The organism is Flavobacterium sp. 20NA77.7 (assembly GCF_031326205.1).
Lineage (GTDB): Bacteria > Bacteroidota > Bacteroidia > Flavobacteriales > Flavobacteriaceae > Flavobacterium > Flavobacterium nakdongensis.
Window position 1 is genome coordinate 188,057 of sequence record NZ_CP133721.1, and the last position, 26,122, is coordinate 214,178.

Annotated in this window: 23 protein-coding genes; 10 read left to right on the top strand and 13 right to left on the bottom strand. The window is 32.8% G+C overall.

What is annotated here, in order from left to right:
- Nucleotides 1-66 precede the first annotated feature (66 nt).
- Both RF683_RS00755 and RF683_RS00760 read right to left on the bottom strand, forming a co-directional pair.
- Nucleotides 67-1,959: a T9SS type A sorting domain-containing protein gene (locus tag RF683_RS00755; RefSeq protein ID WP_309532332.1), complete on the bottom strand. Its 1,893-nt coding sequence runs from the start codon at nucleotides 1,957-1,959 to the stop codon at nucleotides 67-69.
- 100 nt (nucleotides 1,960-2,059) lie between these two features.
- Nucleotides 2,060-2,392 (bottom strand): T9SS type A sorting domain-containing protein, encoded by a 333-nt coding sequence (locus RF683_RS00760; protein ID WP_309532333.1) that lies wholly within the window; start codon nucleotides 2,390-2,392, stop codon nucleotides 2,060-2,062.
- 257 nt (nucleotides 2,393-2,649) lie between these two features.
- Between RF683_RS00760 and gdhA the strand changes: the two genes are divergently transcribed.
- The gene (gene gdhA, locus RF683_RS00765) at nucleotides 2,650-3,993 is read left to right on the top strand and encodes an NADP-specific glutamate dehydrogenase (RefSeq protein ID WP_309532334.1); all 1,344 of its coding nucleotides are present in this window, start codon (nucleotides 2,650-2,652) and stop codon (nucleotides 3,991-3,993) included.
- Nucleotides 3,994-4,175: 182 nt separating this feature from the next.
- Here the strand turns inward: gdhA and RF683_RS00770 are convergent, their stop codons facing one another.
- The 4 genes from RF683_RS00770 to RF683_RS00785 form a co-directional block, all read right to left on the bottom strand.
- On the bottom strand, nucleotides 4,176-4,814 hold the full coding sequence (locus tag RF683_RS00770; RefSeq protein WP_309532335.1) for an HD domain-containing protein: 639 nt from the start codon (nucleotides 4,812-4,814) through the stop codon (nucleotides 4,176-4,178).
- Nucleotides 4,815-4,856: 42 nt separating this feature from the next.
- Entirely contained in the window at nucleotides 4,857-5,846 is a 990-nt protein-coding gene (locus tag RF683_RS00775) for an acyl-ACP desaturase (RefSeq protein WP_309532336.1), read from the bottom strand.
- A 2-nt stretch (nucleotides 5,847-5,848) separates the two neighbouring features.
- The gene (locus RF683_RS00780) at nucleotides 5,849-6,583 is read right to left on the bottom strand and encodes a lysophospholipid acyltransferase family protein (RefSeq protein WP_309532337.1); all 735 of its coding nucleotides are present in this window, start codon (nucleotides 6,581-6,583) and stop codon (nucleotides 5,849-5,851) included.
- Between the two features lie 84 nt (nucleotides 6,584-6,667).
- Nucleotides 6,668-7,078: a BrxA/BrxB family bacilliredoxin gene (locus tag RF683_RS00785; protein ID WP_309532338.1), complete on the bottom strand. Its 411-nt coding sequence runs from the start codon at nucleotides 7,076-7,078 to the stop codon at nucleotides 6,668-6,670.
- 147 nt (nucleotides 7,079-7,225) lie between these two features.
- Between RF683_RS00785 and RF683_RS00790 the strand changes: the two genes are divergently transcribed.
- The gene (locus RF683_RS00790) at nucleotides 7,226-8,038 is read left to right on the top strand and encodes a hypothetical protein (protein ID WP_309532339.1); all 813 of its coding nucleotides are present in this window, start codon (nucleotides 7,226-7,228) and stop codon (nucleotides 8,036-8,038) included.
- Here RF683_RS00790 and RF683_RS00795 read toward each other — a convergent pair.
- Nucleotides 8,035-9,180, bottom strand: a complete 1,146-nt coding sequence (locus RF683_RS00795) for a lycopene cyclase family protein (protein ID WP_309532340.1) — start codon at nucleotides 9,178-9,180, stop codon at nucleotides 8,035-8,037. The two genes, RF683_RS00790 and RF683_RS00795, sit on opposite strands and share 4 nt — an antisense overlap.
- A gap of 83 nt (nucleotides 9,181-9,263) precedes the next feature.
- Between RF683_RS00795 and RF683_RS00800 the strand changes: the two genes are divergently transcribed.
- The 4 genes from RF683_RS00800 (at nucleotide 9,264) to RF683_RS00815 (ending at nucleotide 16,184) form a co-directional block, all read left to right on the top strand.
- Nucleotides 9,264-9,647 (top strand): hypothetical protein, encoded by a 384-nt coding sequence (locus tag RF683_RS00800; protein WP_309532341.1) that lies wholly within the window; start codon nucleotides 9,264-9,266, stop codon nucleotides 9,645-9,647.
- 63 nt (nucleotides 9,648-9,710) lie between these two features.
- Complete coding sequence (locus RF683_RS00805) at nucleotides 9,711-14,042, top strand: CusA/CzcA family heavy metal efflux RND transporter (protein WP_309532342.1); 4,332 nt, start codon at nucleotides 9,711-9,713, stop codon at nucleotides 14,040-14,042.
- Nucleotides 14,043-14,137: 95 nt separating this feature from the next.
- Complete coding sequence (locus tag RF683_RS00810) at nucleotides 14,138-15,259, top strand: efflux RND transporter periplasmic adaptor subunit (protein WP_309532343.1); 1,122 nt, start codon at nucleotides 14,138-14,140, stop codon at nucleotides 15,257-15,259.
- 106 nt (nucleotides 15,260-15,365) lie between these two features.
- Nucleotides 15,366-16,184, top strand: a complete 819-nt coding sequence (locus tag RF683_RS00815; RefSeq protein WP_309532344.1) for a ZIP family metal transporter — start codon at nucleotides 15,366-15,368, stop codon at nucleotides 16,182-16,184.
- Nucleotide 16,185: 1 nt separating this feature from the next.
- On the opposite strand, the gene RF683_RS00820 is transcribed toward RF683_RS00815, so the two are convergent.
- The 3 genes from RF683_RS00820 to RF683_RS00830 all read right to left on the bottom strand — a co-directional run bounded on the left by RF683_RS00820 (nucleotide 16,186) and on the right by RF683_RS00830 (nucleotide 19,538).
- Nucleotides 16,186-17,022: a hypothetical protein gene (locus RF683_RS00820; protein WP_309532345.1), complete on the bottom strand. Its 837-nt coding sequence runs from the start codon at nucleotides 17,020-17,022 to the stop codon at nucleotides 16,186-16,188.
- A 170-nt stretch (nucleotides 17,023-17,192) separates the two neighbouring features.
- The gene (gene feoB, locus RF683_RS00825; RefSeq protein ID WP_309532346.1) at nucleotides 17,193-19,298 is read right to left on the bottom strand and encodes a ferrous iron transport protein B; all 2,106 of its coding nucleotides are present in this window, start codon (nucleotides 19,296-19,298) and stop codon (nucleotides 17,193-17,195) included.
- Nucleotides 19,299-19,538 carry a FeoA family protein gene (locus RF683_RS00830; protein ID WP_309532347.1) on the bottom strand — a complete coding sequence of 80 codons (240 nt, stop codon included), beginning with the start codon at nucleotides 19,536-19,538 and terminating at the stop codon, nucleotides 19,299-19,301.
- A gap of 129 nt (nucleotides 19,539-19,667) precedes the next feature.
- Between RF683_RS00830 and RF683_RS00835 the strand changes: the two genes are divergently transcribed.
- The 4 genes from RF683_RS00835 (at nucleotide 19,668) to RF683_RS00850 (ending at nucleotide 22,417) form a co-directional block, all read left to right on the top strand.
- Nucleotides 19,668-20,402: a metallophosphoesterase family protein gene (locus tag RF683_RS00835; protein WP_309532348.1), complete on the top strand. Its 735-nt coding sequence runs from the start codon at nucleotides 19,668-19,670 to the stop codon at nucleotides 20,400-20,402.
- A 76-nt stretch (nucleotides 20,403-20,478) separates the two neighbouring features.
- On the top strand, nucleotides 20,479-21,054 hold the full coding sequence (locus tag RF683_RS00840; protein ID WP_309532349.1) for a PhnA domain-containing protein: 576 nt from the start codon (nucleotides 20,479-20,481) through the stop codon (nucleotides 21,052-21,054).
- Between the two features lie 243 nt (nucleotides 21,055-21,297).
- A complete protein-coding gene (locus RF683_RS00845; RefSeq protein WP_309532350.1) occupies nucleotides 21,298-21,729 on the top strand; it encodes a hypothetical protein in 432 nt (143 codons plus the stop codon).
- 76 nt (nucleotides 21,730-21,805) lie between these two features.
- Complete coding sequence (locus RF683_RS00850; RefSeq protein ID WP_309532351.1) at nucleotides 21,806-22,417, top strand: hypothetical protein; 612 nt, start codon at nucleotides 21,806-21,808, stop codon at nucleotides 22,415-22,417.
- A 153-nt stretch (nucleotides 22,418-22,570) separates the two neighbouring features.
- On the opposite strand, the gene amaB is transcribed toward RF683_RS00850, so the two are convergent.
- The 3 genes from amaB to RF683_RS00865 form a co-directional block, all read right to left on the bottom strand.
- Complete coding sequence (amaB, locus tag RF683_RS00855) at nucleotides 22,571-24,124, bottom strand: L-piperidine-6-carboxylate dehydrogenase (protein WP_309532352.1); 1,554 nt, start codon at nucleotides 24,122-24,124, stop codon at nucleotides 22,571-22,573.
- Between the two features lie 96 nt (nucleotides 24,125-24,220).
- Nucleotides 24,221-24,751: a 3-hydroxyanthranilate 3,4-dioxygenase gene (locus tag RF683_RS00860; protein WP_309532353.1), complete on the bottom strand. Its 531-nt coding sequence runs from the start codon at nucleotides 24,749-24,751 to the stop codon at nucleotides 24,221-24,223.
- 58 nt (nucleotides 24,752-24,809) lie between these two features.
- A complete protein-coding gene (locus RF683_RS00865) occupies nucleotides 24,810-25,907 on the bottom strand; it encodes an endonuclease/exonuclease/phosphatase family protein (protein WP_309532354.1) in 1,098 nt (365 codons plus the stop codon).
- Nucleotides 25,908-26,122 lie beyond the last annotated feature (215 nt).

Here is a 26,122-nt window from a genome sequence, read left to right on the forward strand (position 1 = left end):
AAAAAGCATCAACATGGTGTTGATGCTTTTAAGATTATTATGTTTGTTTTTACAACAAAACTAGGATTAATTTGTAATCATTAATTTTTTAGAAGTTGTTTTACCTTCTTCAGTAACCGTTACTACATATACGCCAGAAGTTAATTCTGAAACGTTAACTGCATTATTTGTTACAGTAGTATTTAGCACTTGCTTTCCTACGATATCATAAATAGTTACGTGTACATTGTTGTTTAAAGCTGTTTCCACATATAACGTACCTCCTTTAACTGGATTTGGATATAATTTTAATCCGTCAATTTGAGAGAAAGAATCGTTACCTAATGTAAAGTTTAATGATGTATCAATTGTTAATTCATCAATAGATAACGCTGTTGGAGTTAATGTTGCAGAATCTTGTCTAAATACAAAACCTCCAATACCACTAATTGCTGTAGTAGGCGTGTAAAGCGCTGTAGGAGAAGCTGTTCCTCCAATTGTAGGATTTACACATAAAAACACTTGATTATTAGCAAAATCATAACCAAGAACTAAATACTGTGTTGTTCCTGTATTGTATAAAGTAGTATCCCAAACCGCATCGGTAGTAGCTGCACCAATTCCATATTGAATTTGTGTGCCGTTTTTTCTAACCCATAGTCTCGCATTCGTTAGAGTGCTAGCATTGTCAGTTAATATTGCAAAATAAGCGCCTGTTAAATCAGTAGTAATACCTGTAATATCTGTTACAGAAACCAACATTCTTGCATTAATTGTTCCCGTAGTTGTGTTTGTAAATAAAGTTTTTGATTCTGCTCCAGCACCTCCAAAAGTGATTAAATTTCCAGATGAAGTGATACCTGTATAACTTAAGTTTCCTGTTGCAGTTACAATGTTATCTCCGGTATTTAATATACTCCATTTTTGTTCTCCATTTAAAGAGTTGCCAACCGTATATGGAAATGAATCAGTGAAAGGTAATGTGTTTACTGGTTTGCATTCAGGAGCCGTAATGGTTTTTACGATGTTACATCCTCCAGAAATTGTTAATGTATTATTTGTGCCTTCTGTTACACCAGAAATAATAATATTACCAGTTGCCGATGTAGAAGGGTTATCTCCACTAATTGTTCCAGTAGTAGCACTTAGTGTATATGTTGCCGTTCCACCACCAGTAAAAGGTATGGTTGTGGTATATGTATCTAATGATAATGTTGTAGCATCACAAGATCTTGTTTCAGCGTTTAAAACTAAACTGCAAGGAGCAGCGTTAAACCATGTTGAATAAATTCTTATACCATCAACAGTTATGTTTTGTGTCGTTGCATATTGTCTTAAGAAGAACCCAGATGCACTTGCTGGCACAGTTCCTGAAGTGGTAACTTCTGGAGCGCCTGCTGCTGCTTCAGTAGCAGGAATACCTGCTGCTTTAATCCACATACTTGCATTTCCAGTTGTGGTTACATCATATTTTACAATTATAAGATAAGTTGTATTTAAATCAAAATCTGTAGGAGTTGTTGCATACACACTGGTACTTGTATTTGATAATCCAAAATTAATTTTTCCAGTAGTAGCTGAAGGTTTAACATATACTCGATTACTAAATGTTGTTCCTGAAGACAATAACCCTGCGAAATAACCCGCATCTCCAGAGGCAACATTAACTAAAAAGGTGTAATATAAACTTCCAGAAGTAACACTAGCTGAAAAATTTTTGTTTATATCTTCTCCATTGTTATCAAGTCTTGCAGCGTTACCAACAACAGCACCAGTAAATCCTGTTGTGCCTGAATAGCCAGTATACGTTAAACCATTAGAAGCGCCTACATCAACAGCAGCTGTCCCTCCACCACTAAAAGCTGTCCAGCCATTTGCGCTTAATAGCGCATTGTCAGCGTAATTAAAATCTTCTGAAAATATTTGTCCAAAACTAGTTACTGAAATTAGACAAGTAAGTAAAAAGTAAATTTTTCTCATGTTATAACTATTAAATTTTTACAAAGATAAAAAATAATAGTTTGCTAAGACACAAGTATTGCGTAAAGTTCGTGTAAAGTTACTAACAAAAAAAGGTTAATTAATTGACAATGAGTTTTCTGGTGGCAGAAGCGTCGCCTTCTTTAATTTTGATAATGTATACGCCCGGGTTTAGTGCGCTAATGTTTAATTCTCTGGTATAAAGCATAACATCGATTACTTTTTTACCCAATACATCAAAAATTTCGACTTTTTTTTCTAAATTTTGACGAGAAATAATAGTTACTTTTCCGGTATTGTTTGGATTTGGATATACACTTAGCCCTTCAATAGTTGGGTCTTGTGAACGCGACACATTGTTTCTGCTTTCTTGCGCAATAGCTAAGAAAGAGAAGCATAAAAAGAATACTAAACAAATGTAATTTTTCTTCATTTGGTAACGTTTGTGGTGTAAAGTTAGTAAAATAAATCAATTAGTATGCCAAAAAACAAAAAATTTAGAATATATATGCCGTTGTTTTTTTCTGAAAACGTTTTCGTATAAATTACATAATTGCAAAATTTTAGACTCATTTTTAAGTCTTCAATTTGAATTTGATAAAAAAAGCATTAAATTTTTGTTATATTCTTCGAAAATTTTATGATAAAATGTATATTTGTCCTCAGAAAATTTTACTAAAAAAATATATTATGAGTCAAAGTGTTAATGCATTTTTAGAAGCAGTTGCTAAGAGAAATGCCAACGAGCCAGAATTTATGCAAGCCGTAAGAGAAGTAGCTGAAACAGTTATTCCTTTTATTGAAAAAAATCCTAAATACCAAGGAAAAATGCTTTTAGAGCGTATGGTGGAACCAGAAAGAGTAATTATGTTTAGAATTGCTTGGATTGATGATGCAGGAAATACACAAGTGAATAGAGGATTTAGAATTCAAATGAATTCTGCTATTGGACCCTACAAAGGAGGAATTCGTTTTCATCCTTCTGTAAATTTAAGTATTTTAAAATTCTTGGCTTTTGAACAAGTATTTAAAAATTCATTGACAACGTTGCCAATGGGTGGTGGAAAAGGTGGTTCTGATTTTGATCCAAAAGGAAAATCTGACAACGAAATCATGAAGTTTTGCCAAGCATTTATGACCGAACTACAAAGACATATTGGTGCGGATACGGATGTTCCTGCAGGAGATATTGGTGTAGGTGGAAGAGAAGTAGGATACATGTTTGGTCAATATAAAAAACTAAGAAACGAATTTACAGGGGTATTAACAGGTAAAGGTATTAGTTTTGGTGGTTCATTAATTCGTCCGGAAGCAACAGGTTATGGTGATGTGTATTTTGCACAAAACATGTTAGCTACAAAAGGACAAAGTTTTGAAGGTAAAACAGTAGTCGTTTCTGGTTCAGGAAATGTAGCGCAATATGCTATTGAAAAAGCAACACAATTAGGCGGAAAAGTAGTAACAGCTTCAGATTCTTCTGGATATATTTATGATGCAGACGGAATTACTACAGAAAAATTAGCTTACATTATGGAAATTAAGAATGTAAGATATGGAAGAATTAACGAGTATGTAGCAAAATATCCAAATGCTAAATTTGTTGAAGGAAAACGCCCATGGGAAGTAAAATGTGACATCGCATTACCATGTGCTACTCAAAATGAGTTAAATGGAGAAGAAGCAAAAATGTTAATTGCTAATGGATGTATATGTGTGGCAGAAGGCGCAAATATGCCTTCTACTCCAGAAGCCGTTGAAACATTCATTGCTGCTAAAATATTATTTGCTCCAGGAAAAGCGTCAAATGCAGGCGGTGTGGCAACTTCAGGATTAGAAATGTCACAAAACTCATTACGTTTAAGCTGGACAAGAGAAGAAGTAGATCAAAGATTACACAAAATCATGAGTGATATTCACGAAGCTTGTGTAAAATATGGTACAGAAGCTGACGGATTTGTGGACTACGTGAAAGGTGCAAATATTGCAGGTTTCGTAAAAGTAGCAGATGCTATGTTAGCGCAAGGTGTAGTATAAAAAATACTTCAAACAATAAAAAAGCAGTGTTCTTCTAGAATGCTGCTTTTTTTTGTCAACAATGAGTCAATGTACCAATGAGCTAATTTGAAAATTTGAAAATTCAACTTGAATCAACAAAAAAACTTGAAATTTGAAACAAATCTTTCAGACTTTTGACTTTCATGCTTTCAACTAAAAAATCACCCATTCCATTCGCTATAAAATTGGTTTAAAAATAATTCCATAAAAGCATGTCGTTCTGCGGCTATTTTTTTACCTGTAGGCGTATTCATTTTGTCTTTTAACAACAATAATTTTTCATAAAAATGATTAATTGTTGGTGCAGTAGTATTTTTATATTCTTCTTTACTCATGCTAAGATTTGGGTTAATTTCTGGATCATAAATGGCTCTATTTTTAAATCCGCCATAATTAAAAGTTCTAGCAATTCCTATGGCTCCAATTGCATCAAGTCTGTCTGCATCTTGAACAATATCTAATTCGATAGATTGAAATTTTTGTTCAAAATTACCGCCTTTAAAGGAAATGTTTTCAATAATAGCAAGCACGTGCGCTATCGTTTCTTTGCTTACATTTTCTTGTTCCAAGAAATTTTTAGCGGTTTTTGGGCCTATGGCTTCATCGCCGTCATGAAATTTACTATCAGCAATATCATGAAGTAAAGCGGCTAATTGTACCACTTCAAGATCACATTTTTCTTCCTTAGCTATTAGTAGTGCGTTTTTATACACGCGTTCTATATGAAACCAATCATGGCCGCCTTCCGCATTTTCTAATTGTTTTTTTACAAAAAGTACTGTCTTTTCTAGTAGTGTCATAATAATAAAAATCCTTTCACAAAGGAAAGGATTTTTATTGAATTATTTTACTAAAGCAGGTTGTACCCATTTAAAAATAAATGTTTCATCAGGAATACTTAGTCTTTCAGAAATTCGTTTCATTCTGTTTGGAAGATTCATGATAAAATCTCTTGCTTTTTCTGCTTCATCCGTTAAGCCAGTAATTTTATCTATTTCCCATTTCTGAATTAATTTTTGCATGATATCCACATAATCCGCTGCCGTATACACGCCTAATTTTTGCGCAGCATTTGAAAAATGTTCAAAAGCAGTACTAATTTTTTCTCCAGATTCTCTTAAAAAATGAGCCGGCATTGTAATTTTTAACTTTAACATATATTGAAAAGCTAGCATCATCTCGCTTGGATCTACTTTAAAAATTTGAGTAACAAATTCACTATAGGCTAAGTGATGACGCATTTCGTCACCAGCAACTAGGTTGCATAATTTATGTAATTTTTTATCACCATAATTTTTTGCAATTTGCGCCACCCTATTGTGTGAAATATAGGTTGCAAGCTCTTGAAAACTGGTATACACAAAGTTTTTGTAGGGATCTCTACCTGTGCCAATGTCAAACCCATCGTTAATTAAATGATGAGTCGTTTGTTCTACTTCGCGCATATTCACTCTTCCAGAAAGATATAAATATTTGTTTAACACATCGCCATGTCTATTTTCTTCTCCTGTCCAATGACGAAACCATTTGCTCCAACCATTTTTGCCTAAATTGTTAACACCTTCAATTTCCATCAGCCAAGATTCATAAGTGGGCAATGCTTCTTCTGTAATAGTATCTCCTACTAATACAACCCAAAATTCATAAGGTAAGTCTTTTGCAATTTCTCTTAATTCGGTAACTTCATCTAAAAAATTTTCAGTACCAGAATGAGGAAGTAAGTCGGTGGGTTGCCAAATTTTTTCTACTGGGATTAAAAATTCTTCCATGAAATAATCCACTTTTTTTTCTAGAAGTTGCATTACTTCAAGGCGTACATTTTTTATAGACATGTTTAGTTTTTTATATGTTTTGTTATTGTTTGTTCTGTTTTTTCAAAAATTTCTTCAAAGCTGTAGTCTCCTATTTTTAGCGCTTCATGCATGTGAAATTCAATGTTATTTCCTAGTCCTAACGGAAATTGTCCGAAACGCGTCATTTTCCAGGAATTATTTATCGTAACCGGAAGGAAATAGGCATCAGGCGCATACTTGTATAACATTTTTAACCCATTTACAGCAAATGGTTTGGGTTGTCCTGTTTTACTTCTTGTTCCTTCAGGAAAAATAACTACGGAATAGTTTTTTGTATTAACTAATTCGGCAATTTTTTTTATTTCTGGAAGGGCTTGTTTGGGGTCTTTTCTATCAATTAAAGCCGAACCACCATATTTTAAATTAAATGACACGCTTGGAATCCCTTTACCTAATTCTTTTTTGCTGATAAATTTTGGGTGCCAATTTCTCATAAACCAGATATAAGGAGGAATGTCATATAAACTTTGGTGATTTGAAACGATTATTAGAGGAACATTTTTTGGCACACTATCCAAACCTTTAATAGAATAAGTTGTTCCTAAAATATGTGTACTTCTAACTAAAAACCAATTCAATATTGCTACACTCCATCGGTGTGCTTCATACCCAAATTGGTTGTAACATACCCATTGGATAGGATGAAAAAAAACTAACCAAAAGCCAAAAACCAAATAATACAAAAGGGAAATGGGGATAGAAATAATTTTTTGCATGCTTCTAATTTTTTTCAAAGATATTTTATAAAAAAACAAAAACCATCAATTTTGATGGTTTTTATAGTATGCTAGCATAGAAAACTAACAAAATTCGTTGTAAGCGTCTTTTAAATTTTCAGCTATTAATTCTGCTGGACGGCCTTCAATGTGATGTCTTTCGAGCATGTGTACTAATTCGCCATTTTTAAACAAAGCCATACAAGGCGAAGAAGGAGGAAATGGGAACATGTGTTCTCGTGCTTTATCAACCGCTTCTCTATCTACTCCTGCAAAAACGGTTACTAACTGTGTAGGAACTTTAGCGTTGTCTAAACTCATTTTTGCACCTGGACGCGCATTTCTTGCTGCACAACCACATACTGAGTTTACAACTACAAGAGTTGTACCTTCTTTTGCTAAGGCTTGTTCTACATCGTTAGCAGCATATAATTCTTGGAAACCTGCATCTGTTAACTCAGCACGCATTGGTTTTACTAATTCTTCTGGATACATAATTTTAAGTATTAATAGTACAAAGGTACTAAGAAATTTAGTTTTACAGAATTTACAATTCATAAAGATTTGTTATTGTTTTATGATTAGGACTTCTGCGTTTAATTAGACATCAAAAATTTATGTAAGTTTGTCAAAATTAATTTTATGTTTAAAAGAATTTTGTTTTTCGTTTTGGTGGTTAATTTTTGCTTTTCCCAAAAAGAAGTTGAAATTGAGACAGTTGTTGTAAAAAGAATACCAAAAATTGACAACATTCTTAAAAAACTTCAAAAGCAATTGGTAAAAAATTGCGACACTACAACCCAATCCTTTTTATTGCGACAAGTGAACTTGCAAAATAGCGATACTATTATTTTTAGAAACGAGGAACAAGTAATTAAAATTAATGCGTTGGATGGAAAATTTACTAAAAAAAATAGTATTGAAAATAAGAATAATTGGTTTACCAAAGTAAAAGAAACGTTCAAATTATATGACGCTTCTGAATCTCCAATTGGCTGGATTTCAGGCTTTCCTATTCGAAAAAATTTAACTGTTTCAAAATTTGATTTTTTAGTCAACAGCAAAAATTATATGTATGAAGTGGAATGGACAGCCGATAATAGCATTGAAGTTAAGTTTGAAACACCTGGTTTTTATAAAGGACGTTTTGTTGTAGATAAAAATTATAATCTACTGCATTTAGAATATGAAACCACTGTACCGTATCCTTTTTATTACACTAGTGCGGAGAGTGTAGGGAAGTATCATAAATTTACCTCCAGTTGGATTTATCAGCGTGAAAAAGTCAGTTTAGATTTTGCTGTAGTGAATAAAAAAATGATACTTACTGCTCTTTCTATAGAAGAAAAATTGCGAGATTTTCTATTTAATCGTTATGATAAAGAGGGTGTAATTTTTACGGATAGAACTAATTTTACCACTTCAATAGAATTGCAAAATAAGCTCAGCCGTTAAAATCCTTTTACGATTCGTTTTGCAAGTGCTTTTATAAATAATTTTTTTGGACACATCCAAATCACTTGCAAGTCTTCCCAAAAAGAAGTCTCTTCATCTAAAAATTTGAAAATTAAAGGTGCATTTTTACGCTCAAAAAGGGCATTAAAAATAGATTTTCCGTGTTGGTTGGTCTCAAATAAAATGTCAATTAATAATAAATCATAAAACCAAAAGCGATTTTTTTTGTATAATTTTCTAAAATCTGTACCCTCCATAATGGCTTTGGCTAAAGGTTTAGATTTTTTCATGGAATTTTTGAAAGTAAAACCAGTGCTTGCTTTCGTCCATCCGCCAGCCGAACCAATATGTATAATGTTTTTTGTGTTATGTTTCCAAAAGGGATAAGAGGTCATAGGAATGTTTCCGTGTTCTTTTTCAAGAATTTCATAGTCAGTTACACCTAATTCTTTTAAATACTGTTGAATAGCTTCTTCATATTCTTCCTTCTGTAATAGATCTTTCGAAAAAAGGGTATATTCTACCAATGCTTCTGTGCTTGACTGTGGTAAAATGTACATGAATCGTGTAGTCTGTTTTTGTTTGACAGAAAAATCCATAAAAGTGGCACATTTTTCTGTAAAAACAGGTTCTTTCGTTTTTACAAACCAACCTATAAAATGTTGTTGTACCAAAGGATACCGCGATTGAGAAGTTACCCAATTGGAATGAAATACACTATTCATAATTTTAGAACATGAGTAAGTGGCTTTTGTTGTTTTAACCATACATCTATTTTGTTCTTCAAAAAAATCAAGCACTTTTTCGTTGCTAAATTCTATGTTATGATGATTTTTAAGTGTTTCATGTATGGAAGCATAAAAAGCCTGACTTCGAATCATTTTATAGTGATAAGGCGTAAGCGGAAGTAGGTTGTTGAGTTGTTCTGTTTTGAACCAAACTTGATCCCATTTTTGAGAAGAAATTTCATTAAAAGTAGTATTTGAATCCCAAAAACACCACGTTCTGTCGTTTGTGTTTTTTGTTTCACTATCTATAACTAAAATAGTGTAAGACGCACATGATTTATTTTTTACTAACTCAGAGAGTGTTAGTAAAGCAGCTAGACCTCCGCCTGTAAAAATAATATCGTAGTGCTTCATGTTTTTTTTGTAAAAATAAGGTTTAAATTATTTAAGAAAAAATTAATGTTAATTACTTTAATTATTTTTTAACTTTGTAGCAAATGAGAAAATATATAGCCATAGCCTTAGTAAGCATTTATGTGTTTTCAATGACTGAAGTACATCAGTTGTTGAAAACGCCCTTATTAGTGGAACATTATTTAGCTCATAAAAACACTAATAAAGAATTGTCTTTACTTTCCTTTTTAGAAATGCATTATTTAAACGGCAGTCATATGGATGCAGACAGTACGCACGACATGCAATTACCTTTTAAAAATATGCAAGACAATCACCCTAATGTGGTTGTTACACTACCAAATGACTTCTTTTTTTTTGAAATAGTACCTAGTATAAAACAGCATGGTTCTATTATTGTGAGTAAAAGTCAAGTTTTAGAATCAAATTACCTGAAATCTATTTGGCAACCGCCAAAAATTGCTTAATAACAATACACAGACTATAGTGCTGTCAACTTTTTAATTGTTAATAAATTAAGCAAAAATTCTATGTTAAATAAAATTATTGAGTTTTCTGTAAAGAATAAACTCATCATTGCATTATTTACTTTCGCTCTAATTGGATTTGGAATATATAATGTACAAAAATTACCTATTGATGCTGTACCTGATATTACAAACAATCAAGTACAAGTGATTACCATTGCACCTTCTTTTGGTGCAACCGATATTGAACGATTAATTACTTTTCCGATAGAGCAAGTCAATACTAATATTCCTGGCTTAAAAGAAATTAGGAGTTTTTCACGTTTTGGCCTTTCGTTGGTTACTATTGTTTTTGAAGACGATGTAGATGTTTATTGGGCCCGACAGCAAGTGGCAGAACGATTGCAGCAAGTGCAAAGTCAGCTTCCACAAGGCATGGGAACACCCGAGTTAGGTCCTGTTTCTACTGGTTTAGGAGAAATTTATCAATATGTTGTTCGCGCCAAAAAAGGCTATGAAAAACAATATAACGAAACAGAATTGCGCATCATTCAAGATTGGATTGTAAAAAGACAACTTTTGGGCGTTAAAGGAGTTGCAGAAGTGAGTAGTTTTGGAGGTAAATTAAAACAACTAGAAATTAGTATTCAGCCAAATAAACTTCATGCTAATGGCATTACAATTACTGATGTTTTTAATGCACTAGAGAAGAACAACCAAAACACGGGGGGCGCCTATATTGAAAAAGAAGCCTCTGTTTTATTTATTCGAAGCGAAGGATTATTTACGTCTAAAGAAGATATTCAGAACACACCGATAGAAACACCGTCAAAAATACCTTTGTTAATTAAAGATGTTGCCGAAGTAAAAGACGGTTTTGCTACACGATATGGCGCCATGTGTTATGATGATAAAGGAGAAGTTTCTGGAGCAATTGTAATGATGCTAAAAGGGGCTAACAGTAGTGAAGTAATTAAAAATGTAAAGGAGCGGATTCAACAAATTCAAAAAACGCTGCCCGAAGGTGTTGTTGTTGAACCTTTTCTTGACCGCACTAAAATGGTAAATAATGCCATTGGAACGGTAGAAAAGAATTTACTTGAAGGTGCACTTATCGTTATTTTTGTTTTGGTTCTTTTTTTAGGAAATTTTAGAGCGGGTTTACTCGTAGCGTCGGTAATTCCGTTAGCGATGCTTTTTGCCATTATTATGATGAATATATTTGGCGTTAGCGGCAATCTGATGAGTTTAGGCGCGTTGGATTTTGGTCTTATTGTAGATGGAGCCGTAATTATTGTGGAGGCAGTCGTACATCAAATTTTTATCCATCATAAGAAAGAAAATGCCGTAGCATTAACGCAAGAAAATGTAGATAATGAAGTAAAATCTTCTGCTAAAAAAATGATGAATAGCGCTGTTTTCGGTCAAATAATTATATTGATTGTCTATTTGCCTATTTTTTCTTTACAAGGTATAGAAGGAAAAATGTTTAAGCCAATGGCACAAACAGTTGCTTTTGCATTAATAGGGGCTTTTATTCTCTCATTAACCTATATTCCGATGATGAGTGCACTTGTCTTGAAAAATATAACCTACAACCCAAAGCATTTTTCAGAACGAATGATGACGTATCTAGAGCGAATGTATCAAACTAGATTAATACAGGCACTGCAAAACAAAAGAAAGATACTACTAATTACAGGCTTTACATTTATTACAGCACTTATTAGTATGAGTCAATTAGGAGGTGAATTTATTCCTGCATTAGAAGAAGGAGATTTTGCGGTAGATACACGCGTACTTACAGGTAGTAACATATCCACAACCATTGCTGCCACACAGAAAGCCGCTCATATTCTAAAAACCCAATTTCCTGAAGTTGAAAAAGTGGTAACGAAGATAGGAAGTGGAGAAGTGCCCACAGATCCTATGCCTATGGAAGCCAGCGATATGATGGTTATTTTGAAGGATAAAAGTGAATGGACTTCAGCCAAAACGTTTAATGAACTATCCGACAAAATGAGTGCAGCATTAAAAGCAGTGCCAGGAATTACAGCAGGCTTTCAGTACCCCGTACAAATGCGCTTCAACGAATTAATGACAGGAGCAAGACAAGATGTTGTTTGTAAACTATATGGTGAAGATTTAGATACATTAGCTAAATATGCCGCAAAAATTGGAAAAATTGTACAGACGGTTGAAGGAGCAAAAGATGTATATGTAGAACCAGTTGGAGGTATGCCTCAGGTCGTTATTACTTATAAACGCGCAGTTATTGCTCAGTATCACTTAAATGTAGAGGCAATTAATAAAGTAGTAAATGCTTCATTTGCAGGACAAAGTAGCGGGTTGCTTTTTGAAGGAGAACGAAGGTTTGATGTTGTTGTACGTTTACAAGCAGATCAAAAACAAAATGTAGAAGACATTCAAAATGTATTGATTCCTACTTCTACAGGCATTCAAATACCACTACACGTTGTGGCAGATGTAAAGATAATCAATGGACCAAATCAAATTCAAAGAGAAGATACCAAAAGAAGAATAGTTGTAGGCTTTAACGTTCACGAAAGAGATGTACAGTCTTTAGTTGAAGAGATGAAAACTAAGGTAGAACAAAAAATCAAATTTCCAGCGGGTTATTATATCACGTATGGAGGAAGCTTTGAAAATTTAAATGCGGCAAAAAATAGGTTAATGATAGCCGTACCAGTATCGTTGTTATTGATATTTTTAATGTTGTATTTTGCCTTCAAGTCTGTTAAACAAGCTTTACTTATTTATACGGCCATTCCATTATCTACTATTGGCGGTATATTGTTTTTAGCGGCAAGAGGGATGCCTTTCAGTATCAGTGCAGGCGTTGGTTTTATTGCGCTTTTTGGTGTAGCCGTTTTAAATGGGATTGTATTAATTGCCGAATTTAATGCACAAAAAAGAAACGGACTAACTGATGTAAAAGAAATCGTTTTACACGGAACAAAAAAGCGATTAAGACCTATACTCATGACAGCTTTTGTAGCTTCATTGGGCTTTTTGCCTATGGCTGTTAGCAATGGTGCAGGAGCTGAAGTTCAAAGACCTCTTGCAACAGTAGTAATTGGTGGTTTATTAATTGCTACTTTTTTAACTTTATTCATTTTACCAATATTGTATATGCTTTTTGAAAAAAAATCAACCATAAAACTTCCAAAAAACGGGATCACTACCTTAGTTTTATTATTTTGCTGTATGGGTTCTGCCCAAACTAAAATTACACTTAAACAGGCTTTAGAACAAGGAATTGCTACTAATCTTACCATTAAAAATGAGAGCCAACGAGCCGAAGCAACTAAGGTTTTAATCAAGTCAGCTAATGAAATTCCTGCGTTAAATATTGTTGGAGAATATGGCCAATTGAATAGCGCTTACAACGATAATCGAATTGGAATTACTCAAAACATTAGCTTCCCATTTTTAAATGCAAAGAAAAAAAATTGGTTTCAAGCACAAAGTGAATTGGCCATACTCAATTACAAAGTTGCTGAAAATGAACTAAAAAGAAGCATATCCCAAACGTATTATGATTTGATTTATGTTGTAGAACGAGAAAAAGTTTTACAACACACAGACTCTATTTATAAAGAGTTTTTAAGTAAAGCAAAACTTCGTTTAAAATTAGGCGAAACAAATCATTTGGAAAAAAACGGTGCCGAATTAGCGGTAGCTAAAATAGCAGCCGACAGGAGACGAAACCAAGAACAAATATTTGAATTGCAGCTTCAATTACAGTATTTGTTACAAACAAAAAATTTGTTTTTACCGGATTATTCTGATTTAAAAATAGCATCGGCAGATGTAACTGATTTTCTGTTAAAAAACAGTCAGCTTCAACGACTTGAAAAAGAAAAAATAGCAAATGAAGCCGCTATAAAAGTTGAAAAAGCCTCTCTAATACCTGAAATTACTGCCGGATATTATAGTATGACAATGAAAGGGATGGGCGCAGATGAAGTGTTGTATTCAGGAAGTAACAGGTTTCAATCATTTCAGTTAAATCTTGGAATTCCAATTTTCACAGGGGCTAATAAAGCAAAAAGAGAAGCCTATAAAATACAGGGTGAAATTTTAGAAAATCAAATGGTTTTACAAAAAAAGGAACTTGAAAATAGTTTGCAAACTTTTGAAAATAAAAGACAAAATGATGAATTAATTTTAAAGAATTATGAAGATAACGTATTGCTAGGGGCAAAATCTATGATTACCACAGCGACTAATCAAATGCTAAAAGGCCAAATTAATTATATGGAATGGTCATGGATTATGAACCAAGCCTTAGAATCAAGACTGGATTACTTAGATAAGGTAAAATCCTATAATGATGGAATTATTCAAATATTATATCAAACTATAAATTAAACATAATGAAATCGCCATACACAAAAACGGTTGTATATAAACACCCATGAAGAAAGGCGAAAATATATCCTTTAAAAACAAATAAATATCTACATATGAAAAATATATATGCTTTATTGTTAGTTGTTTTTGTTTTTGGTTGTCAATCAAAAAACGAAACAACAACAGAAAAAAAAGTTGATGAAAACCAAATTACATTAACCGCAAACCAATTTAAAAATGCCAATTTGACTATTGGTACTTTAAAAGAGCAAGCTATTCACACTACATTAAAAGTTAATGGAAAGATTACACTTTCTCCACAAGCTATTGCTAGTGTGAGTATGCCGTTAGGAGGTTATATTAAGGAAATAAAAGTTATGCCGGGCATGTATGTAAATCAAGGGCAAATTTTAGCAGTTATTGAAGACCAATCCTATGTGCAGCTACAACAAGAATATTTAAGTATGAAACAACAATTAGCTTTTTCATCTAAAGATTACCAACGTCAGAAAGAGTTAAATGCCTCACAAGCTAGTAGTGATAAAACGTATCAATTAGCCGAGAGTGAATATACTAAGAACAAAATTACCTTAAAGGCGTTGTCTGAAAAATTGAAATTGATTGCTATTAATCCGAATAATTTAACTGAAAAAACAATTTCTAAATCAGTCTGTATTAAAGCTCCAATTAGTGGAATGGTTACTAAAACAGGGGTAAATATTGGCAAATATGTAACAGCTACAGATGAACTTTTTCAGATAATGAATGCGAAAAGCATGTATGCCCAATTGCATATTTTTGATAAAGATGCAGCGTATTTATCTATTGGTCAAAAGGTAAAAGTATATACGAATGCCCAGCCTGATGTTGTTTATAATTCTACAATTCAGTATGTGAATAAAAGTTTTGACAATTCAAACAATGCTATTGAGGTGTATGCAAAAATTGTTAATTCAACAGGTAAATTAATTCCAGGAAATTATGTAAATGCCCAAATCGAATTAAGTAATAATCATGCTTATGTGATAAATGAGGACGCAATTGTCACTTTTGAAAATAAAAACTATTTATTTGTGGTTCAAAACGATCAATCGTATAAGATGGAAGAAGTAAAAGTGGGTATTACATCGGAAGGAGTTACAGAAATTTTGAATTCAGAAGCCTTTTCAGATAAAAAAATAGTAACTAAAAATGCCTATACTTTATTAATGGTTCTCAAAAACAAGGAAGAATAATTGCTATATGTATCAAGCCTCAATAGTTGAAGTTTTATAAATAAATCTTAAATTTTATTTAAACGAAATATAATTTCTTTACTTTGTATCATCAAAAAAGGAAGAAATGTATCAAGATTTAATTGCTTATTTAGAGCGTATTGACCCTGTTTTAGCAGCCCTTTATGCTACTACTTTTACGTGGTTAGTAACTGCTGCTGGCGCTTCATTTGTGTTCTTTTTTAAAAACATGAACCGAATTGTATTAGACGGTATGCTAGGTTTTACAGGTGGTGTTATGGTTGCGGCAAGTTATTGGAGTTTACTTTCGCCAGCGATAGAAATGAGCAAAGGAGAGGGATTTGTAAAAGTTATGCCAGCAGCAGTTGGATTTCTATTAGGCGCACTATTTTTATTTGCATTAGATAAAACATTACCCCATTTACATATTAATTTTAAAGAAACAGAAGGAATAAAGTCTCCTTGGCAACGAACTACTTTATTAGTTTTAGCCATAACCTTACACAATATTCCAGAAGGTTTAGCAGTAGGTGTTCTGTTTGGCGGCGTGGCAGCAGGAATTCCAGAAGCTTCTATTGCAGGAGCGGTAACATTAGCTATAGGGATTGGGATTCAAAATTTTCCAGAAGGAATTGCGGTTTCTATGCCTTTACGAAGAATGGGGATGAGTAGAAGAAAAAGTTTTATGTACGGACAATCGTCTGCTTTGGTTGAGCCAATCGCAGGTGTATTAGGTGCTGTTGCAGTAACATTTTTTACACCTATATTGCCTTATGCTCTTGCATTTGCCGCAGGAGCCATGATATTTGTAGTGGTAGAAGAAGTAATCCCCGAAACACAACAAGATAAGAACACAGATATAGCTACACTTGGCTTTATAGGAGGCTTTATCGTAATGATGAGTTTAGATGTTGCACTTGGGTAGTTTAAAAATATAATCCACCTCCAAGGGTTAAATAATTATAATTTGGAGAGGCTATTTTTAAATTTTCATATCCCATGGAAAAAAAATAATTTTTTTTATGATATTTTCCTTTAAATTCAAATGAATTTACGGGTTTTCCATTGATTTTGCTCCATTGCATAGCGCTCGTGAAGCTCATGTTTTTAAAGGCAAAAAAAGCCGTATGTAGTCCATAAGAGAAACCTGCTTTATTCACGTCTGATGCTATATAACTTGAGCCAATTGTCCAGCCTAGATTAAATTTCTTAAATCGTAAACGGTCATATGCAATAGAAAAATGATAAAGCTGTAAATTAGATAGGCTATTGGTAAATTGATTTTTTTCTACTAATACTCTATAATCGCCTTGTATATAAAAGAATTGAAAAGGATGCCATTTTGCTTTGAAATGATTTCCAAAAGAAGAGCTAGTGCTATACAAAAAATGGTTTTCGAAGTCAAAACGCATGTTGTTTTTTGATTCAGAAACATCGTTTATTTTTACATAATCACCTGAAGCTCCATCAGCATATGGATAAGAAGAAAGATTATTGTATAAATGAGTTTCAGTTCTATAATCGCCAATAGTAGTATATAAGCCCGTATAAAAAAATAATTCTAAAAAAAAGCCACCAATTCCAAAATGATTATTCGAATTTGATGCGGAACGTGAGGTGTTAGAGGAATTAGTCGTAGTACTAGTAGTGCTAGTTGAGGTATTATTTGATTTTAATTCGTTTTTCGACTTGTCAATTTTTTGAGCAAATAGCGCTGTTTGTAAAGAAAGTAAAACAACAATAGCGAGTATTTTATGCTTCATAAACTTAGTTTTTCTTTTTTTGATTCAAAAATTATGCCGACTACTTACAATCACAATTTTCACCGCATTTTTTTTCAGTATGTTTTTTTTTGAAAAAGAATTTTTTCAGCAAAAAGACGATGGCTAAAAGCAAGGTCACATACACTAAAATTTCTTGTATCATGATTATGTTATTTTAATAATTGATAAGCAATTAAAGCAACTACATAAGCAAATCCACTCATGCCTATTAATTGTGCCAAAGGCCATTTCCAAGAATTAGTTTCTTTTTTCACTATAGCTAATGTACTGATACATTGCATGGCAAAAGCATAAAATAAGAGTAAGGATATTCCTGTTGCAAAATTGAATATTTTTTCACCTGTTTCTGGGTTTATATCCGCTGCCATTTTATGTTTAATGGTAGCGTTGTCTTTACCTTGACTACCCACACTATAAATGGTGGCTAGTGTGCCAACAAAAACCTCTCTAGCGGCAAATGAACTCACGATTGCAACACCAATTTTCCAATCATACCCTAATGGTTTTATCACGGGTTCAATCGATTTTCCCATGTAGCCAATATAGGAATGTTCTAGCTTGTATTCGGCTACTCTGTCAGGAATTACGGAAGGATTAATAGGAATAGCGCTTGTATATACTTCCTGTTCAATAATTTCTTGTGCCTTGTCAAAGTTTTCGTTTGGTCCATGAGAACCTAAAAACCATAAAATAATGGATAAGGCTAAAATAATTTTTCCCGCTCCAGTTATAAAGGCTTTTGTTTTTTCTAATACGTTTATGGCAACGTTTTTAAACATAGGTATTTTATAACTAGGCATTTCTACTACAAAATAAGATTTACATTGTAATTTTAATACTTTGTTTAATATATATGCCGAAAGTATAGCCATGATAAAGGCTATAAAATACAAACTCATCAGTGTAAGTCCTTGTAAACTAAGTCCCCACACTCTTTTTTCTGGAATAATGAGTGCAATAAGTATGGCATAAACGGGTAACCTTGCAGAACAAGTAATGAGCGGTGTAACTAGAATTGTTACTAATCGTTCTTTCCAGTTTTCGATATTTCTAGCGCCCATAATAGCAGGAATAGCACAGGCTGTACCCGAAATTAGTGGTACAATGCTTTTTCCTGATAATCCGAATTTTCGCATAATTTTATCCATCAAAAATACTACCCGACTCATATAACCGCTTTCTTCTAAAACAGAAATAAACAGAAATAAAAACGCAATTTGAGGAATGAAAATAACAATGCCTCCAATTCCTGGAATAATGCCATCAGACACTAAGTCTGTAAATTTTCCAGCAGGCAAGCTTTCTCTGGCATATGCGCTTAAATTGGCAAATGTATTATCTATAAATTCCATAGGTATGCTACTCCAATCAAATATGGATTGAAAAATGAGTAAGAGAATGCCTAGAAAAATAACATAACCAAAAAATTTATGGGTAAGCACACGGTCTAATTTGTTTTGAATGTCTGTTGCTTTTGTTTTGTCAATTCTTTGGCCAATTTTTAAGGTATCATTAATGAATTGGTATCTTTTTATGGTTTCTTTTTGTTGTAATTTTTTTAATTCGGCGTGGGTTTTTGTAAATGAACTTTGAATTGCATTTCGTTCCAAGTTTAAAAAATTCACATCTTGTGTAATGACTAACCAAAGTTTATAGAGTAATTGATTTGGAAATGCTTTTCTAAGTTTATTAAAATAGTCAGGATCTATTGAACTGGCATGTAAACAAGGTTCAGTAGATAAATTTTTATAGTTTAAAATCAATTCTTTTAAATAGTCAATACCAATATTTTTTCGCGAACTGACTAAGGCAATTTTTGTTTTTAACTCACGCTCTAATTTAGGAATATCAAGCTCTATACCTTTTAATTTCATGCGGTCAATCATGTTAATGACAAGTAACGTAGGTATTTCAAGATCTTTAATTTGTGTAAAAAGCAGTAAGTTTCTTTTTAAATTTTCTACTTCAGTAACTACAATAGCTACGTTTGGAAAATCTACATCGTTTTTATTTAAAAGCAATTCAATAACTACATTTTCATCAATAGAACTTGCATTTAAACTATACGTGCCGGGTAAGTCGATAATGTGCGCTTTGACAGTTTCATTTAATTTAGTAACCCCCATTTTTTTATCTACTGTAATTCCAGGGTAGTTTCCCACTTGCTGATTTAACCCTGTGAGTTGGTTAAATACAGAAGTTTTGCCCACATTTGGGTTACCTATTAGCGCAACTTTTATACTGTTTTTCCCCATTTATTGCAGTGATTCTATGTGAATGTAAATATAAGAGGCGGTACTTTTTCTAATAGCAACCTTTGCATCATTAATGGTGAAAAAAAAAGGATCGCCTAATGGAGCAATTTGTATTAATTCAATATTATTTCCAGGAAGACAGCCCATTTCTATCAATTTCAATGGAATTTCATTGATATCAATAGCACTTATTTCTGCTTTTTGGCCTTTGATTAATTGACTTGCGTTATATTTTTCCACAGCCTTATTTAGATTGAATTAAAATACAAATGTACGCAATTGTAGCCACAATATCCTAACATTTATCATCTTTTTACTTGTTTACTAAATTCGTACATTCGTAGCCAATAGATTTAAAACAATACAGTCATGCGCACATTAGTTATAGGCGATATACATGGAGGATACAGAGCCCTTTTACAGGTGCTTGAACGAGCAAATGTTACAGCAACAGACCAATTGATTTTTTTAGGCGATTATGTTGATGGTTGGAGTGAATCTCCACAAGTTATTGATTTTTTGATGGAATTAAACCAAATACAATCTTGTGTTTTCTTAAGAGGAAATCACGATGAGTTGTTGTTAGACTATTTAGAAGTAAATGTTGAAAATATTGACGAAAATTTGTGGTATAAACATGGAGGTAAAACAACAGTTGTAGCTTATTCTACTGTTTCAAAAGAAAAAAAAGCTACCCATATTGCCTTTTTGAAACAGTTAAAAAATTATTATCTCGACGAAAAAAACAGACTATTTGTTCACGCGGGGTTTACTAATTTACAGGGTGTAGCTTTTGAGTATTTTCCTAAGCTGTTTTATTGGGATAGAACCTTATGGGAAACGGCTTTGGCTTTAGATGAAAAATTAGAAAAAACAGATTTGTTATACCCAAATCGTTTAAAAATCTATTCTGAAATATTTATTGGGCACACGCCTACTACACGTATTGAATCCATGAAGCCTGTGCAAAAAGCCTGCGTTTGGAACATCGATACAGGTGCTGCTTTCAAAGGGAAACTCACGCTTATGGATGTCGACACTAAAGCATTTTGGCAAAGCGATTTGTTGCCCGATTTATATCCAGATGAAAAAGGACGAAATTAATTGCTTTTTTTTATGTCATCTTATTACAATTTATACCTTTGTCTCAAATTTTTATAGTAAGTAAAATCCATTCAAAATGAGTGTAATAGAAAGAAAACTAAAAGACCGTAGTGGTTCAGTATGTGAAATTAGTGGTACAGAACATGATTTGGTTGTTTATGTATTGCCGCCAACAAATGAAAGAACGGTTGAAAATAGTGTGTTAATTGCAAAACACTTAAAAGACCAAATTGAAAACCCAGAAACCATGAATGAAAACGATTGGAGAGGTTTGTCTGATAGCATGTGGAACGAACATTTACCGGTTCAAATTTTATCTTGGCGCATGCTAGCCCGCTTGAAAAATAACGATTTACTAGACATGATGTACCTAGATGAAGAAGCACTAGAATGGGCAAAAGCAACAGGTGAAGGCGAGGAGGAAGACGAAAATAAAATTGTACACAAAGACAGTAATGGTGCCATTTTACAAGATGGTGACTCGGTAGTATTGATTAAAGATTTAGATGTAAAAGGCGCAACTTTTACTGCAAAACGTGGAGCAGCCGTGCATAACATTAAATTAGTTTGGGACGACGCCAACCTTATTGAAGGTAGAGTAGAAAACCAAAGTATTTATATCTTAACGCAATACGTGAAGAAAACGAAGTAATTTTCAATGTGTCGATGTGACAATATGCCGATGTGGCAATGTGATAATAGAAAACCCTGCAAATTTGAATTGTGGGGTTTTTCTATTTCATGCAAGTTTTTTTTTTGACCTTGTAGGCATAAATAAATTGATGTTATAAAAAAAGATAAAATTATTTCAGTAGCTTTGTTTTAAAGTCGCTTGAGGGAACGGAATACAATTCAGCGCGATCGGGTTTCCGCATAACAATACTAACACTGATTAATGGAAACAATATTTGATATTATATCATTAACGCTTTTGACAGCACTATTTATAAGCCCATTTTTTATTATTTGGTGGCTTAATAGACTTGCTATTCGTTACAAGTTTATAATCTATTTGACAATTGGTGTCTTGACAACAGCTATTATTTTTTTAACTTTTGGGTGGTGGGTTGACATTTCTGACCAAATGCTTTTGGAACATTATGGATATGATTTCGACGCAATGAACTACACCGAAAGATTTGGAAAAGTATCTCCTGAAAATATGGAACGAGTAAAAAATCTTGAAATGAGCATAATGGGAATAGGTTGGCCATTAAAAGTAATTTTGACTTACATTTTTTATTTTCCGTATATATTAATTGTATATTTATTGACTTATTTTTTTAATAAAATACGACTAAGAAAGCAAACAAAAACGAATAAGTGAAAAAGATTTGGTGTATCTTTACTATATAATAAGATATCAGTTTGAAAGTTTTGGGTTTAACTAGTGGGGAGTAATTATGAAAATTGAAAATAAAAAAGATAATCATATAAAAATCAATAATTTCATATTGAGAGTGATTTTAGTTTTTCTTTGTGGGATTAATTTTTCTTGTTCATCTTTTAAAACCGTAGAAGACAATAAAGAAACATTATACTTAACTAAAGAAAATATTAATTTACTTGATGGAGTTTATTTGAATAATGCTGAAATTAAAGGATTTACAACGGATTGTTTTTGGGGTAAGATTTATACAAATAAAGAGTATGAGTCGGTTTATGAATTGGTATATGAACAAAAAAAGCCCTATTTTATTAAATTAAAAGCATTGAATGAAAAACAAATTCAGATAACAATTTATGTTGATAATAAATTTCTAAAATCATTTGTTCTTAAAGGGAAATTAAAAAATGGATATTTTGAACAAAGCAGAAGAATTTATATTATTCCTATGGTTATTTTTAATATGTATCATAACTCGAAATTTAGAATTGGAAAACTTAAAAACGAGAATGTAATTACAGACTATAATGAAAAATCTTTTGCACACTATGTATTTGAATTTAAGAATAATAGTCAAAATTTATTGAACATTGAACATATAAAATTGAAAAATGATACAATAAAATAATTACTGCCAATAGCATTTCCTTAATTTGATGTTTCTAATACAAAGTAAATTTAAAATTCTTTTAACATAAAAAAACCCTGCAATCGTCTTGCAGGGTTTTTCAATATCCAAAAAGTAACTAATTACTAATTACCTTTCACTAATCACTTAATTTTACAAATCAAACTTAATGCCTTGTGCTAAAGGTAAGTCAGTGGTATAATTAATCGTATTAGTTTGTCTCCTCATATACACTTTCCAAGCATCAGAGCCAGATTCACGTCCGCCACCTGTTTCTTTTTCACCACCGAAAGCACCGCCAATTTCCGCACCAGAAGTACCAATATTAACGTTTGCAATTCCACAATCTGAACCAGCGTGCGATAAAAATGCTTCAGCTTCTCTTAAATTATTAGTCATAATAGCAGAAGATAATCCTTGTGCCACATTGTTTTGCATTTCAATAGCTTCATGTACATCGCCACTATATTTTAATAGGTATAAAACGGGTGCAAACGTTTCGTGTTGTACAATGCTAAATGAATTTTTAGCTTCTGCAATGGCAGGTTTTACATAGCAGCCACTTTCATAACCAGCGCCAGTTAATACACCGCCTTCAACTAAAATTGTTCCTCCTTCGGCTACTACTTGTTGCAATGCTTTGTTATATAATGCAACAGCATCTGTGTCAATAAGTGGGCCCACATGGTTGTTTTGGTCTAGTGGATTTCCAATACGCAATTGTCCGTAAGCGGCAACTACAGCATCTTTAACTTTATCATAAATACTTTCGTGAATAATTAATCTTCTTGTCGATGTACAACGTTGACCAGCAGTTCCCACAGCGCCAAACACGGCACCTATAACAGTCATTTTTATATCTGCATCTGGCGTTACAATGATTGCATTGTTGCCACCTAATTCTAGCAATGATTTACCTAAACGACCAGCAACTGTTTGCGCTACAATTTTACCCATTCGTGTTGAGCCTGTTGCAGAAACTAAAGGCACACGAGGATCTTGTGTCATCAATTCGCCTACTTTATAATCGCCATTTATGATGCAAGAAATCCCTTCTGGCAGGTTGTTTTCTTTTAATACTTCAGCGATAATATTTTGACAAGCGATAGAACATAATGGTGTTTTTTCAGATGCTTTCCACACACAAACATCTCCACAAATCCAAGCTAAAGCTGTATTCCATGACCATACAGCTACAGGAAAATTAAAAGCAGAAATAATTCCTACTACACCAAGTGGGTGGTATTGTTCATACATTCTGTGGCCAAAACGTTCAGAATGCATAGTTAAACCGTGTAATTGACGAGATAAGCCTACAGCAAAATCGCAGATATCAATCATTTCTTGAACTTCGCCTAAACCTTCTTGATAAGATTTCCCCATTTCATAAGAAACTAATTTTCCAAGAGGTTCTTTATAATATCTTAATTTTTCTCCAAATTGACGTACAATTTCACCGCGTTTCGGCGCAGGCATTACTTTAAACGTTTTAAAAGCTGCTGTAGCCGCTTCCATAACTTTTTCGTAATCTGCTGCTGTAGTTGTTTGAACAGTACCAATTAAAGCACCATCAACAGGTGAATAAGAAGAAATTGTAGTTCCGTTTGCAAACCAATTCGAACCTGTTGAGGTTCCTAAGTTTGTTGCTTTTACACCTAATTTTTCAAGTGCTTCGGTAATTCCGAATTGTGAGGCTATTGTTGACATTGTAACTTTTTTTTAAAATTTTGTTATAAATAATGTATTGCAAATGTATGCTTTTTTAGTTAGTTTTTTAAATTGAAAGTTGTAATCTAAATGCTTCTAAAGATATTTTGGATTTGTTTCCATGATAGTGCCACATTTTTTACAGGTTCTTTTTTCTTCAGACGAATAGAAATCTTTGAAATGAGGAAGAAAATCAGTTTCGATGTCTTTTAATTCAAAATAGACTTCGTGTAAGTTGTGGTTACACGTGTCACAAAACCAAAGTAACCCGTCTGTAAAACCTTTTCCAGCTCTTTTTCTTTCGATAACTAGACCTATAGAATCAGCACTTCTTGAAGGCGAGTGGGGGATTTTTGCAGGGTGTAAATACATGTCGCCTGGTCCAAGTTCCATGGCTTTTTTTTCACCATTTTCTTGAATGTAAACGGTAATATTGCCTTCTAATTGATAAAACAATTCTTCCGTTTCATTGTAATGGTAGTCTTTTCTCGCATTGGGTCCTGCAACAAGCATTACAATATAATCTTCAGATTCTATATACAAATTTTTGTTTGCTACAGGAGGTTTAAGCAAATGTTTATTTGACATTAACCATTCGTTCAAATTAAAGGGTTTAGCGGTAGCCATATGTAATGATTTTGACTATAAAGATAAAAAAAATTCCCGATTTCTCGGGAATTAAGTATTAAGGTTTAATTTCTTTTATTAAGTAAATATAAGAAGGGAAATGGTCTGAAAATCCGGGTTCAATGGAAGAATTTCTTAAGGCATACCCTTTATACTGACCTGTTTGTTGTATCATGAAAGGTTTGTTGAAAACACCCATTTTCCAGTAGCGCCATGAACTGTAGTCTTTTCTTAAAAGCGGTTCAGAAATAATGATTTGGTCAAAAAAGTCCCAAGCATCTCTGTGAGCTAGCGTTCCAATTCCTTTATTCATCATTTTTTCGGCAGGATTGTAAAGTCCTAAGGGTTTAACTTCTTTTTCATCTCCTTTTGCCCCAAGTACTTCTTTGATACTTTTGTTAAAAGGTCCGTCGTTTAAATCCCCCATGGTAAAAATTTTAGCATTTGGATTGATAGCCTGCAAGGAATCTATAATTTTCTTATTTAAAGCAGCAGCAGCTTCACGTAATGGACTACTTCTTTTTTCACCACCTCTTCTTGACGGCCAGTGATTTACAATAAAATGCATTTCTTCACCATCTAATAAACCGGTCATTAAAATTTGGTCGCGCGTGTAAATTCTTTTAGTTGTGGCGTCCACAATATTGTCGTCTGTGTCGTCAATTTTTTCTTTTTCTTTGTCTTTAGCTTTTTTATCTGTATTGTCTTCCGTAATAATTAAAGGGAAGTTTTTAAAACTTGTGGGTGTAAAATGTTTCTTTTGGTAGAGAAAACCACAATCAATACCTCTCATGTCTGGTGAATCAAAATGAATTACACCATAATTTTTATCTGCAATTTGTGGGTTTTTAACCAAGTCTTCTAATACCGTTCTGTTTTCTATTTCGGCTACACCAATTACAACTGGCGAATTGGTAGGGTTTTCACCAGTTCCAATTTGTGAAATGACACGAGCCATATTGTTTAATTTTTTAAGATAATTTTCTTTGGTGTAAATAAAATCTTCGTCGTTTTTATAAGGATCGTTGATGGTATCAAACAAATTTTCTAAATTATAGAAAGCAATAGTGTTAATTGCAAATTTTTTTTCTTGTGCTTGTCCAAAGGATAGACAAATTAAGCAGCTAAAAAGAATAAAAAAAGATTTAATTTTCATGGTTTAAAGGTGTTGTTTTTTTAAATAGTATAGTATTTTATGCTTGTAAAAGGTTTACGCTGAACGTTTTGGTGTTAAAAATTCTAGATTTATTCTAATTTTTAGTTTTTTTTAACAAATTCAGTTCCAAAGGTAAATAATTATATTAAATTATTGTACATTTGTTCGCATTTAGTTTTTGTAAACTAAGTGCAAGTTATAGTATTAATTTATAA

What these genes read in the sequence shown, in the direction of transcription:
- RF683_RS00780 (WP_309532337.1), bottom strand. Translation starts at nt 6,583, where the DNA reads ATGCAAAAAATTATTTCTATCCCCATTTCCCTTTTGTATTATTTGGTT.
- amaB (WP_309532352.1), bottom strand. Translation starts at nt 24,124, where the DNA reads ATGTCAACAATAGCCTCACAATTCGGAATTACCGAAGCACTTGAAAAA.
- RF683_RS00805 (WP_309532342.1), top strand. Translation starts at nt 9,711, where the DNA reads ATGTTAAATAAAATTATTGAGTTTTCTGTAAAGAATAAACTCATCATT.
- RF683_RS00840 (WP_309532349.1), top strand. Translation starts at nt 20,479, where the DNA reads ATGAGTGTAATAGAAAGAAAACTAAAAGACCGTAGTGGTTCAGTATGT.
- RF683_RS00795 (WP_309532340.1), bottom strand. Translation starts at nt 9,180, where the DNA reads ATGAAGCACTACGATATTATTTTTACAGGCGGAGGTCTAGCTGCTTTA.
- RF683_RS00845 (WP_309532350.1), top strand. Translation starts at nt 21,298, where the DNA reads ATGGAAACAATATTTGATATTATATCATTAACGCTTTTGACAGCACTA.
- RF683_RS00815 (WP_309532344.1), top strand. Translation starts at nt 15,366, where the DNA reads ATGTATCAAGATTTAATTGCTTATTTAGAGCGTATTGACCCTGTTTTA.
- RF683_RS00775 (WP_309532336.1), bottom strand. Translation starts at nt 5,846, where the DNA reads ATGTCTATAAAAAATGTACGCCTTGAAGTAATGCAACTTCTAGAAAAA.
- RF683_RS00755 (WP_309532332.1), bottom strand. Translation starts at nt 1,959, where the DNA reads ATGAGAAAAATTTACTTTTTACTTACTTGTCTAATTTCAGTAACTAGT.
- gdhA (WP_309532334.1), top strand. Translation starts at nt 2,650, where the DNA reads ATGAGTCAAAGTGTTAATGCATTTTTAGAAGCAGTTGCTAAGAGAAAT.
- RF683_RS00785 (WP_309532338.1), bottom strand. Translation starts at nt 7,078, where the DNA reads ATGTATCCAGAAGAATTAGTAAAACCAATGCGTGCTGAGTTAACAGAT.
- RF683_RS00835 (WP_309532348.1), top strand. Translation starts at nt 19,668, where the DNA reads ATGCGCACATTAGTTATAGGCGATATACATGGAGGATACAGAGCCCTT.
- RF683_RS00790 (WP_309532339.1), top strand. Translation starts at nt 7,226, where the DNA reads ATGTTTAAAAGAATTTTGTTTTTCGTTTTGGTGGTTAATTTTTGCTTT.
- RF683_RS00760 (WP_309532333.1), bottom strand. Translation starts at nt 2,392, where the DNA reads ATGAAGAAAAATTACATTTGTTTAGTATTCTTTTTATGCTTCTCTTTC.
- RF683_RS00865 (WP_309532354.1), bottom strand. Translation starts at nt 25,907, where the DNA reads ATGAAAATTAAATCTTTTTTTATTCTTTTTAGCTGCTTAATTTGTCTA.
- RF683_RS00860 (WP_309532353.1), bottom strand. Translation starts at nt 24,751, where the DNA reads ATGGCTACCGCTAAACCCTTTAATTTGAACGAATGGTTAATGTCAAAT.
- RF683_RS00800 (WP_309532341.1), top strand. Translation starts at nt 9,264, where the DNA reads ATGAGAAAATATATAGCCATAGCCTTAGTAAGCATTTATGTGTTTTCA.
- RF683_RS00810 (WP_309532343.1), top strand. Translation starts at nt 14,138, where the DNA reads ATGAAAAATATATATGCTTTATTGTTAGTTGTTTTTGTTTTTGGTTGT.
- RF683_RS00820 (WP_309532345.1), bottom strand. Translation starts at nt 17,022, where the DNA reads ATGAAGCATAAAATACTCGCTATTGTTGTTTTACTTTCTTTACAAACA.
- RF683_RS00770 (WP_309532335.1), bottom strand. Translation starts at nt 4,814, where the DNA reads ATGACACTACTAGAAAAGACAGTACTTTTTGTAAAAAAACAATTAGAA.
- RF683_RS00850 (WP_309532351.1), top strand. Translation starts at nt 21,806, where the DNA reads ATGAAAATTGAAAATAAAAAAGATAATCATATAAAAATCAATAATTTC.
- feoB (WP_309532346.1), bottom strand. Translation starts at nt 19,298, where the DNA reads ATGGGGAAAAACAGTATAAAAGTTGCGCTAATAGGTAACCCAAATGTG.